Raw genomic sequence first — 10,965 nt, forward strand, 5'->3', positions numbered from 1 at the left:
AGGGCCACGCCCATGCGCTGAACCTGAAGGACTCCGGCGTCAAGGAAGTGGCGATCGCGCTGCGCAAGGGTTCGGCCTCGGCCAAGAAGGCGGAAGCCGCCGGCTTCAAGGTGCTGGAAGTCGCCGAGGCGGCCAAATGGGCCGACCTCGTCATGATGCTCACCCCCGACGAACTGCAGGGCGACATCTACCGCGAGCACCTGCACGACAACATGAAGAAGGGCGCAGCGCTCGTGTTCGCCCACGGCCTCAACGTCCACTTCAACCTGCTCGACCCCCGCGCCGACCTCGACGTGCTGATGATCGCGCCGAAGGGCCCCGGCCACACCGTGCGCTCGGAATACCAGCGCGGCGGCGGCGTGCCCTGCCTGATCGCGATCGCCAAGGACGTCTCCGGCAACGCCCATGACCTCGGCCTGTCCTATGCTTCGGCGATCGGCGGCGGCCGCGCCGGCATCATCGAAACCACCTTCAAGGAAGAGTGCGAGACCGACCTGTTCGGCGAGCAGGTGGTGCTCTGCGGCGGCCTGGTCGAGCTGATCAAGGGCGGCTACGAGACCCTGGTCGAGGCCGGCTACGCCCCCGAGATGGCCTATTTCGAGTGCCTGCACGAGGTGAAGCTGATCGTCGACCTGATCTATGAAGGCGGCATCGCCAACATGAACTACTCGATCTCCAACACCGCCGAATACGGCGAATACGTCACCGGCCCGCGCATCATCACCGACGAGACCAGGAAGGAGATGCGCAAGGTTCTGGCCGACATCCAGGGCGGCAAGTTCGCCCGCGACTGGATGCTGGAGAACAAGGTCAACCAGACCTCGTTCAAGGCCACCCGCGCCAAGCTCGCCGAGCACCCGATCGAGGAAGTCGGCGCCAAGCTCCGCGACATGATGCCCTGGATCAAGAAGGGCGCGCTGGTCGACAAGAGCAAGAACTAACGGTCTCGTTCCCCGGATGCAGCGCAGCACGTAGTGATGCGCTGCATCCGGGGTCCATCCTGCGAGGCGGTCCCGGTTCTGCGGCGCATCGCTAGCGCGCTGCACCGCGTCCGGGACACGAGAGGATCCAGTGGCCGGTTCGCTGCAATACGGCCACCACCAAATCTCAAGTCCCGCTCGACAATATCCGGCGAGATCGCACCAGCGGTCTCGCCGTTTTCTTGAAGAGTTGTCGGTTCAACCACATTCTTCAAACCCGCCGCGCCGAATGCGCCGACCATCCGAAGCGGAGAACTTGCGCACAAGGCGCATGGCTGGGAAGCGATTCACCAGCTACGTCAGCGACAGAAAGCACAGCGTTTACTGAGTCAAAGCTCGGTTGCTTGATGTGCGATCTCGCCCGTGTGCCGGATCAGCGGGCCGTGCGGAGAGCCTCTCCCAAAAAAGCGAATGGCCGGGACAAGCCCGGCCATGACTGGGAGTGGTGACCAGGCGGACGTCAGTGCGTCCGGATGATCGGCTCCTTCTCGATCCGGTTGTGCAACTGCCAGAAGCGGACGGTGCGCTGTGCCGTTTCCATCGACAGCCGTTTGTAGTCGCGTTCCGCGATCTCCAGCGTCTGCTCGTTGACCGGATGCTTCGGCCGATTGCGCAGGATCGACTCGACGGTCGGCCAGTTCAGGCGCGCCGACCGGCAGGGGATGAGGAGCAGGTCGGCGCGGGGGCCTTCCATCAGCTTGGCCGTCATCTCCACCGGCATATCGTTGAGAACGGCGAGCGCGACGGTCACCTCGTCGAACTTGTTGGTCTCCGCGAAATTGTAGACTGCCGCGTCATCGAGCTCGTTCAGCCCCTTCATCAGCTTTACCAGCTCTTCGGCGACGCCGAAGTTGCGGGTCGCAGGGGCAGCGTCGCGGGCGATCTCGTCGAGGACCCGTTTGATCTCCTCCTGCACCGCGGGCGGCGCGATGGCGAGCAGCCGCGCGCGAACCGCATCCTTGGCGCGGCGCAGCAGGTCGCCCATGAATTTTGGCGGGAAATCGTCGCGCAGGCCGAGAATTTCCACCAGCTCGTCATCCGTGCCGGCGCGGGCGACGATCGTGGAATAACCCACGTCGGAAAATTTGGCGCCGGCATTGTTGGCGAGTTTCCGGATCACCCGGCCTTCGCCACGGTCGACGATGACGTCGGTCACGACCGAGGGCAGTTCGGCGCGGCCGGAAATGGCAAGCAGGTGTTCCTGCCCCTTGCTGCTGGCGATCTCGACCAGCACCTCGGTTCCGAGCCGGCTGGAATTGGCAAGCACATTGCCGGCGACCTCGATCTCGTCGTCCCAGGCGAGGTGCTGGATCACCTCGAACGGGGCGTAGTCGAGCGGCGCCAGGCGCCTGGAGAGCTCGGCCTTGGCCCGCGTCTCGACGCGCGCGATCAGAATGCAGAGCACGTCGTCGAAGACCTTGACCTGGTCGTCGCTCAGGCGTTCTCCGTCATGGAGGAACAGATCGGTAACCTGTCGCAGCGTCTCCACCCGGCGGGCGGATGAGCCGCCCCGGACGGCATCTTCGAGTTCAGCAATGATCGAATGGGCCGGCTGTTGCACCATTGTGGGCAGCCTTGTTCGTTGTTGAAGGGTCGGCGCGCACCATGACAAGCCGAGCCTTACGCTCGCGTTAAAGGCGAGCGCCGGTGGAACCACAGGCCGATCGCATCCGAAGCGAGCAACGCGTTCGTGGCACGTGCTGCGCAGGGGTGGCGGCAAAGCACGCCGCGCATTGCATACACCGTGTCCTGAATTGCGTAGGCAGCGCCGCTCGAACGTATGCGGCGAATTTCCGCGAAAAACCGCCGATGTCGACGAATATCGGCCAAATGCCGCGGCTTTCGATACGTTGGCCCGGCTGCTATCGTCACCGAACCGTTGCCGGAAAAGATCGATTGGCAGCGTGCCGAAGAAGGCGCCGTCAAGGCTGGCCGCCTCCGGAGGAAACTTGAGGGAACCTGGCGCTTAAGCATTCCTTCACGACAAACTTCATTAAACCTCGGACAGGGCATTTTGACATGAGATCAGTCGTCATCGCCGGCGCCTCCACGGGCATCGGCCGGCAGTGAGGACAGGAAAGACCAGGTCGGAACTGACCGAACTCGCCGAGGCGGCGCTGCGCGGCGAGGCGGGATGCGAAACCGCGTCCGTGCCTCACGTACGCGAGCTTCCCGGCATCCAGGAGGGCCGGAACTGGGAAATTCCGAACGTTGTTCTCGGCGACAGCCTGATCAGCGATGTCGACCGCGCCGTCATGTCGGTGCACCGCCGGCTGGGGCGGAAATATCATCTGCTGAGGGATCAATAGCCGGTGTCGGTGGTCCGTTTTCGGACGTGGTCTCCGCGGGCAGCTTGCGTTGCAAGGCTGTGGCCGCCATAGCAGCGGCATGCTTGATTTTGCCTCGCAGTACGAAGCCTTCAATTCGCCTCGTCGCTGAACGCGCAGGCTTTTCCAGCCCACGGCTACTTCGCGCTGCGTTCGCTCGGATCTACGGCAGGCCGCTCTCGGCTATTCGAAGGAAAGCGCCTGCGTCGCGGATGAATGGAATTAGCTGAACTTCACAAGAGGGTTCGATGACAATCAAGACATACGGGACGGTCAGTACCGAACAGCAAAAGCAGATGAGCGGGCTGGAATTCGTACAAGGCCTCGCGAGCGGCGCACTGCCTCTCAACACGATCGCGCAGACGTTGGGATATGACGTCGCCGAAGCGGAGAGCGGCCGCGTCGTCATCACGCTCGTGCCGACCGGCGCCCACCTCAACCCGGCGGGCACGGTGCATGGAGGCCTCACGGCGACCCTGCTCGACAGTTGCATGGGGCTGGCGATCCGGTCGACGCTCGAACGGGGCATTAGCCAGACGACGCTTGAGTTCAAGATCTCCCTGGTGCGTCCGATTACGGCCGATACAGGCGAGGTCAGGGCTGAGGGCAAAGTCTTGAATTGCGGCCGTCGCGTCGGCACGGCCGAGGGGCGGGTCGTGGACGGCAAGGGACGATTGCTCGCGCATGGCACGACGACGTGCCTTATCTTCCCGTTCTGACAAGCGACCGTGCGGACGGGATCGGATGGTGCTTCGGAGATAAAGTCGTCGCTCCAGATTATCCCGCCCGCGCCGGCGCCTGCGCGCGCGGCGCCATCGCGATCATCCGCAGCGCGAACACGGCCAACAGCGGGATCAGGAACAGCGCGTAAAGCGGCATGTCCGGGATTCGCTTGCCGAACGACACCATGAACTGGAACAGCAGGTAGTAGCCGCCGACGAGATGCAGCCGCCGCCAGGTGTGGGCGCCGATCGCGGCCGCGGTGCGGTCGAACGAGGTCGCGGTCAGCGCGATGATGAAGGCGTAACCGATGCCGCCGAAGATGTAGGACGCGATCGAGGTCGCCGCCGCATAGGCCGCGGGGTCCATGATGGCAAAAGCCAGGATGGCTACCGCGTGAATGGCGTGCGAGGCGGCAAAGCTGACGCCGAGATAGCGGCGGTTGCGGCGCAGCCACCGCGTCCCGGCATTGGGCCATAGACGTGCGAGCGCGGCGGCTGCGAAGGCGAGGCAGAACAGCAAGAGCGAGGTGCGTGCGGTGAAGCGTATCACCATCCGCACGCCCTCGACCTCGAAGCCGCGCATGCCGGCGATCCAGATGCTCAAGCCCAGCAGCGTCAGCGCAAGCAGGCCGGACAGCCGCCAGCCTTCGAACCAGTTCTGACGTGCCGGCATGTTGTTTCTCCCCGATGATGTTTGCCGCCGTCGCTGCGCCTCGCTATGACGCGGATGGTGCAAGTTTAATGTAATCATCAGTTACATTTGGCGCGTGGCCCGGGTCAATCCGTGTAATCATCGCTTACATTCACAAGCGGGTGATGCTAGGGGAGGGCCATGCGTCGACCTGCCAAATTGCCCGCCACCAAATCCGCCGCCCGTCCGCGTCGCCGTACCACGCGTCCGGCTGCGCCGAAGCCCTATCACCACGGCGATCTCCGGCGCGTCCTCATCGAGGCCGCGCTGCAACTGGTGTCCGAGGGCGGGATGGAGGCGGTCAGCGTCCGCCAGGCGGCCCGCCGCGCCGGGGTCTCGCCGGGGGCGCCGTTCCGGCATTTTCCGAGCCGCGATGCGCTGATTCAGGCGGTGGCGGAGGAGGCGCAACGGCGGTTCCGCGCCGAGATCGACGCGGCGCTCGCCGGCGCGCCGGCTGGCGACCCGCTCGGCCGCTTTCGCCGCCTTGGCCTGGCCTATTTGCGCTGGGCGATGCGCAACCCGACCCATTTCGAGGTGATTTCCAGCCGCCGCCTGTTCGACCACGACAAGGCAGCCGCGATCAGCCGCGACAATGCCGAGCTGATCGCGCTGACCGAGCGGACGCTGGCCGATGCCTTCGCCGCCGGCCAGCTCCGCACCGCCGACCTCAAGGAGGTTCAGATCGCCGGCCGGGCGCTGGTCTATGGATTCGCCCGGATGAATATCGACGGCCATTTTCCGCGCTGGGGGGTGGCCGCCCCGGAGGCCGAGCGGACCGCAGAAGCGATCCTCGATCTCTTCATCGACGGGATTGCGAAACGGGCGTGATGCGCCCCGGATTCACCACGGCGTCGTCCAAGGGAGGCAAATTCATTGCGCGTTCATGACGATTACACTACGTTTTTGTGACGCGGCACAGGTTCCGGCTGGGTCGTGCGTCTCCTGGTACGTCGCCAGCCAAGGCATTGCATTGCGCCGGGTCATGTTGCGTTGCCTCCCATGGCGCCCGCGCCAAATCCTGGGCCGTCCGCACCCACCCTTGCCGCCGGGCTTGCCGCAATCGGCTTCTGGCGGCTGTCCGCCGTTGCTGCGCCGCACATGGCGGCGCTGGCGCTCCTCCTGCACACCGAAAGCGATTTCGACGGCCGCATGGCTTTCGCCCTTTCCTGGGGCATCCTGAACTTCTGCTTTATTCTGCTGCTGCGCCGCCCGTCGCTGTCAGGGGCGCTGTCGCTGACGCTGGTCGTGGTGCTGGTGCTGTTGTCGCGGCTGAAGCACGACGTCGTGCAGATGACCGCGAACTTCGTCGACCTGATGGTGATCGACCGCGACACCGCGGCCTACCTGTTCACGATCTTTCCGAACCTGCGCTGGAGCGTGGTCGGCGCCGCCGTGGTCATCCTGCCGCTGATGTATGCGCTGTGGTGGCTCGACCCGTTCCGCATCCGCCGCCTGCCGGCGGCAGCCGGCCTGCTGGCCTGTCTCGCCGCGCTGTGCGGCCAGGCGATGGCATGGCCGGATGAAGCCTGGCGCGGCTATTACGACGAGGGCTATCTCTCCAAATTCGCGCGCTCCGGCGTGACGGCGGTATCGGACTTCGCCAATTACGGCTTCATGGAATCGGAAGCGGAGACCGCCGAGCGGCTCAAGGTGCCGCTGGAGGATTCCTGCCACGTCGCGGGCCGCCGCCCGCACATCATCATGATCCATGACGAGTCGAGCTTCGACATCCGCCAGGCCGGCGGCGTCAAGGTGCCGGCCGGCTATGGTAGCCACTTCAAGTCCTTTGACGGCCGCGAGCGCAAGTTCATGGCCGAGAGCAGCGGCGGCGCGAGCTGGATGGCCGAGTACAACGTGCTCGCCGGGCTGTCGTCGCGCTCGTTCGGCCGCTTCTCCTATTTCGTCACCCGCATCGCGTCGGGCAGGGTGGAGCGCGGGCTGCCGCTGGCGCTGCGCCGCTGCGGCTACAGCACGATCTCGCTCTATCCGGCCTACGGCGCCTTCATGAGCGCGCGCAGCTTCCAGACCTCGACCGGCATCCAGCATTTCTATGATGCGCGCGCGCTTGGCGCCAAGGGCATCGAGCCCGACAGTTTCTTCTACGACAAGGCCGTCAAGCTGATCGCCGAGCAGCCGGCCAATACGCCGCTGTTCACCTTTGTCTATCTCGCCGCGAACCATTTCCCGTGGGAGACCAAATTCCGGCCGGACCTGCTGCCGTCCTGGCGCATGCCGGGCAACGAGCCTGTCGTCGACGAATATCTGCGGCGGCAGACCATCAGCGCCGGCGACTACGCGTCGTTCGTCGCCAGCCTGAAAAAGAAGTTCCCGGCGCAGCCGTTCCTGATCGTCCGCTATGGCGACCACCAGCCGGAGTTCTCGTCGAACCTGCTCGATCCCGGCCTCGACGAAGCCAGGCTCGCGCGCAAGTTCAACACCTATGACCCGCGCTACTTCACCACCTATTACGCGATCGACGCGATCAATTTCCAGCCGGTGAAGAGTTCCGCTGTGATGGACACGATCGACGCGCCCTATCTGCCGCTGGTGGTGCAGGAAGCCGCCGGCATTCCGCTCGATCCCTCGTTCGAGGAGCAAAAGAACATCATGCTCCGCTGCAGGGGTGTATTCTATGCCTGCAAGGACGGCGCCGAGGCGCGCCGCTTCAACCGCTTGTTGATCGAGGCCGGTTTCATCAGGGGACTCTGAGAAGCGATGTCAGACATTGCCGGACCCGGAATGAGCGAAAGCATCCGCGCTGAAGCGCGCGGCATCCGGTTCTTTGCCCTCGCCGGCCTGGTCGTTTCGGTTCATCTCGCTGGCCTCGCGCTGCTGCTGAGCACCGAATACGGGCCGTTCGCGATCACGCTGTCGATACTGGCATGGATCTTCGTCAACTGTTTCCTGCTGGTCGCGCTGCGGCGGCCCGTCGTCTGCGCCGCGCTGGCGCTCGGCTTGATCGCAATCCTGATCGAACTGTCGCGCTTCAAGTTCGGCATACTCCAACTATCCTTGACGTTCCTCGACTTCCTGATCATCGACCGCGACACCTTCTCGTTCCTGCTCTCGGTGTTTCCGCGGCTGCAGATGCAGTTGATGATCGCGGGGCTGATCGCCGTTCCGCTGCTCGTTGCGCTATGGCGCTTCGATCCGTTCCGCGTGAGGCGTTCATTCTCATTGACCGGCCTCGCCGGAGCGACGGCGTTGATATCGCTGATGGCGGTGGTGTCGCCCGAGCAGCCATGGGAGCCGTTCCAGGGCGTCAATCATGTTTCCAACCTCGCGCGTTCCGGCGTGGTGGCGGTGTCGCGGCTGGCTTCGACCGGCTGGATCGAGGCCGACCCGCCCGCGGATCGACCGCTGCGCCTCGCCTCGGAAGCGCACGCCCGCCCGTCGCTGCTGCAGACGGCGACGGCCTGTGACGGCACGGCCAGGCGGCCGCACATCATCCTGCTGCTCGATGAATCCAGCTTCGACGTCAGAGCGGCGCCTGGCGTCAAGGTGCCGGCGGGTTATGCCGATTTCTTCAAGTCGATCGACGGCAAGCAGCGCACCATGATCGCGGAATCGACCGGCGGTCCGACCTGGTACACCGAGTTCAACGTGCTGACCGGCCTGTCGGCGCGCTCGTTCGGCGACCTGAAATTCTACGTCACGCGCATCGCCGCCGGCCGCGTCACGCGCGGATTGCCGCAGGCGCTGCAGCGCTGCGGCTACAAGACCGTCTCGCTCTATCCGACCTATGGCGATTTCCTCAGCGCGCGTGCCTTCCAGAAGGGCACCGGCGTCGAGCGCTTCATCGACATGGCCGAGATGGGCGTCAACGAGGACATGCAGCCCGACAGCTTCTATTACGACCAGGCCCTGAAGGCGTTCGCGCGCGAGCAGGCGTCGCAATCGCCGGTCTTCATGTTCGTCTATCTCACCGCCAATCATTTTCCGTGGACGGATGTCTACCGCCCCGACCTGACGCCGGCGGGCTGGACGCCGCCGGGCAACACCGCCGAGGTCGACGAATACATCCGCCGCCAGACCCTGACGGCGAGCGACTACCGCGAATTCACCGAACGACTGAAGCGCGACTATCCGGATGAATCCTTCCTGGTGCTGCGATTCGGCGATCACCAGCCGGCGATCTCGCAAAAACTGCTCGAGCCCGGCATCGAGCAGACCAGGCTGGCGAAGCGCCTGATGACGACGGACCCGCGCTATTACGCGACCTACTACGCCATCGACGGCATCAATTATTCGCCCGCGAACCTGTCATCGGCGCTCGAAACCCTCGACGCCGCCTACATCCCGCTCGTGCTGCAGGAAGCCGCCGGCCTCCCGCTCGATCCGACCTTCGCCGAACAGAAGAGCATCATGCTCCGCTGCAAGGGCGCATTCTACGCTTGCAGGAAGGGCGCGGAGGCGCGAAGGTTCAACCGGCTCCTGATCGACGCCGGGATGATCAACGGGCTTTGATTTCCGCGTGCGATTGCCAGACCTCATCCTGAGGAGCCGCGTAGCGGCGTCTCGAAGGATGAATGGCACCAGCCGGGCCGCATGGTTCGAGACGGCGCTTCGCGCCTCCTCACCATGAGGGGTGAAGGCCATCGCGATTCCCTCGTCATTGCGAGTCGTCCGTGAAGAAGTGGCCAAGCCGTTGAGTGAGAGTCGGTTTTTGGCCCCGCTGCGGATTTGAGATTGCAAGCTTTTGGGGTCGGGAGGCCGGAAAGCTTGCAATTTCATTTTCAAGATTCCTTCGAATCGCCAGCCGTGATTCCGTGGTCGCAGCGGAGGCGAGCGATGCGACCGAAGAAGCCGGAGACGACGGGGGAAGGCGATCTGTTTCGCGCCAGGCTGGATCAGATCATCAACCTGAAGCACGAGCTGGTGCAGCTTGGCGGCAAGATCGACTGGGATTGGATCGATCGCGAGATCGCGCCGCTCTACAGCGAGAAGGGTCGGCCCGGGATCGCAAGCCGGTTCGTGATCGGGCTGTTGCTGCTCAAACACATTTATGGCCTGTCCGACGAGGAGGTCTGCGAGCGCTGGGTCTACGACCCGTATTTCCAGCACTTCACCGGCTTTGAGTTCTTCCAGCACGAGTTCCCGCACGAGCGAAGCGACCTCAGCCATTGGCGCAAGCGGCTCGGCGACAAGCTGGAGCTGTTGCTGGCCGAGAGCTTGAGGGTGGCGCACCAGACCGGCGCGTTGCGGACGCGCGATCTCAAGCGGGTGACGGTGGACACCACCGTTCAGCCCAAGGCCATCACCTTCCCGACCGACGCCAAGCTCGTCCATGCGGCGATCAAGGGCCTCAATCGGCTGGCCCGCGCGCACGGCGTGCGGCTGCGGCAATCGTATCTGCGCATCGCCAAGCGGGCGGCAATGATGGCCGGACGCTATGCCCACGCCAAACAGTTCAAGCGTCATCGGCGGCAACTGGGCCTGTTGCGAACCCGGCTCGGACGTCTCATTCGTGACATCCGCCGCAAGATCGCTGGCCAGGGCGAGCTCGAGGCTGCTTTCGAGCAGCCGCTTTCGCGCGCCGCGCAGATCCGTTCCCAGGAGCAGCGCCAGCGCGGATACAAGCTCTATTCCTTCCATGCGCCCGAGGTCGAGTGCATCGGCAAGGGCAAGGCCGCGGCGCCTTATGAGTTCGGCGTCAAGGCTTCGATCGTCACCACCAACGGCAGGCCGCCCGGCGGTCAGTTTGTGCTTCATGCCAAGGCGCTGCCGGGCAATCCCTACGACGGGCACACGCTCGGCGACGTCATCAACGGTACCGAGAAGCTCACCGGCTGTGCGATCGAGCGCGCCTATGTCGACAAGGGCTATCGCGGCCACAAAACGGAGAACCCACGCCGCGTCTTCATCTCCGGCCAGAAGCGTGGCGTCTTCGGGGTCATCAAACGCGAGCTCAAGCGCCGCTCAGCCATCGAGCCCGTCATCGGTCACATGAAAACTGACGGGCACCTCGGCCGCTGCTATCTCAAGGGCCGCGAGGGCGATGCTGCCAACGTCATCCTAACCGCCGTCGGTCACAATCTCCGCCGCGTCCTCGCCTGGCTGAGGCTTCTGTTGTCCCTAATCCTCAACGCATTGTCGCCGCTGCTCGCCCCTCCAGCCGCAATCAGAAGGGCTTCTTAACGGACGACTTGCGAGGAGCGAAGCGACGAAGCAATCCATCTCTCCACTTGCCGCACTATGGATTGCTCACATGGGGAATGTGTGTGTCAAGGATGGGCAGCCACCTT

9 protein-coding genes are annotated in these 10,965 nt (G+C 64.3%); 7 read left to right on the plus strand and 2 right to left on the minus strand.

Translation table 11 applies throughout. The features are described from left to right. Positions 1–941, plus strand: a 941-nt coding sequence (gene ilvC, locus V7E26_RS26455; protein WP_324421983.1) for a ketol-acid reductoisomerase, incomplete at its 5' end; no start/stop codon positions are given. A gap of 499 nt (positions 942–1,440) precedes the next feature. Here ilvC and V7E26_RS26460 read toward each other — a convergent pair. After that, positions 1,441–2,544, minus strand: coding sequence for a DUF2336 domain-containing protein (locus tag V7E26_RS26460; protein WP_324421986.1), 1,104 nt, complete (start codon positions 2,542–2,544; stop codon positions 1,441–1,443). Positions 2,545–3,046: 502 nt separating this feature from the next. Between V7E26_RS26460 and V7E26_RS26465 the strand changes: the two genes are divergently transcribed. Next, the gene (locus V7E26_RS26465; protein WP_324421988.1) at positions 3,047–3,289 is read left to right on the plus strand and encodes a hypothetical protein; all 243 of its coding nucleotides are present in this window, start codon (positions 3,047–3,049) and stop codon (positions 3,287–3,289) included. Between the two features lie 266 nt (positions 3,290–3,555). Continuing rightward, positions 3,556–4,026: a PaaI family thioesterase gene (locus V7E26_RS26470; RefSeq protein ID WP_324421990.1), complete on the plus strand. Its 471-nt coding sequence runs from the start codon at positions 3,556–3,558 to the stop codon at positions 4,024–4,026. 58 nt (positions 4,027–4,084) lie between these two features. On the opposite strand, the gene V7E26_RS26475 is transcribed toward V7E26_RS26470, so the two are convergent. Beyond that, the gene (locus V7E26_RS26475) at positions 4,085–4,702 is read right to left on the minus strand and encodes a hypothetical protein (protein ID WP_324421992.1); all 618 of its coding nucleotides are present in this window, start codon (positions 4,700–4,702) and stop codon (positions 4,085–4,087) included. A gap of 159 nt (positions 4,703–4,861) precedes the next feature. On the opposite strand from V7E26_RS26475, the gene V7E26_RS26480 reads away from it, so the two are divergent. From V7E26_RS26480 to V7E26_RS26495, 4 genes are all read left to right on the plus strand, one after another. Next, on the plus strand, positions 4,862–5,548 hold the full coding sequence (locus V7E26_RS26480; RefSeq protein WP_324421994.1) for a TetR/AcrR family transcriptional regulator: 687 nt from the start codon (positions 4,862–4,864) through the stop codon (positions 5,546–5,548). A 171-nt stretch (positions 5,549–5,719) separates the two neighbouring features. Continuing rightward, positions 5,720–7,429, plus strand: a complete 1,710-nt coding sequence (locus V7E26_RS26485; protein WP_324421996.1) for a sulfatase-like hydrolase/transferase — start codon at positions 5,720–5,722, stop codon at positions 7,427–7,429. Positions 7,430–7,435: 6 nt separating this feature from the next. Beyond that, complete coding sequence (locus V7E26_RS26490) at positions 7,436–9,187, plus strand: sulfatase-like hydrolase/transferase (protein ID WP_324421997.1); 1,752 nt, start codon at positions 7,436–7,438, stop codon at positions 9,185–9,187. 324 nt (positions 9,188–9,511) lie between these two features. After that, on the plus strand, positions 9,512–10,858 hold the full coding sequence (locus V7E26_RS26495) for an IS5 family transposase (RefSeq protein WP_324421999.1): 1,347 nt from the start codon (positions 9,512–9,514) through the stop codon (positions 10,856–10,858). Positions 10,859–10,965 lie beyond the last annotated feature (107 nt).

The sequence above is a fragment of the Bradyrhizobium sp. genome (assembly GCF_036735945.1).
Lineage (GTDB): Bacteria > Pseudomonadota > Alphaproteobacteria > Rhizobiales > Xanthobacteraceae > Bradyrhizobium.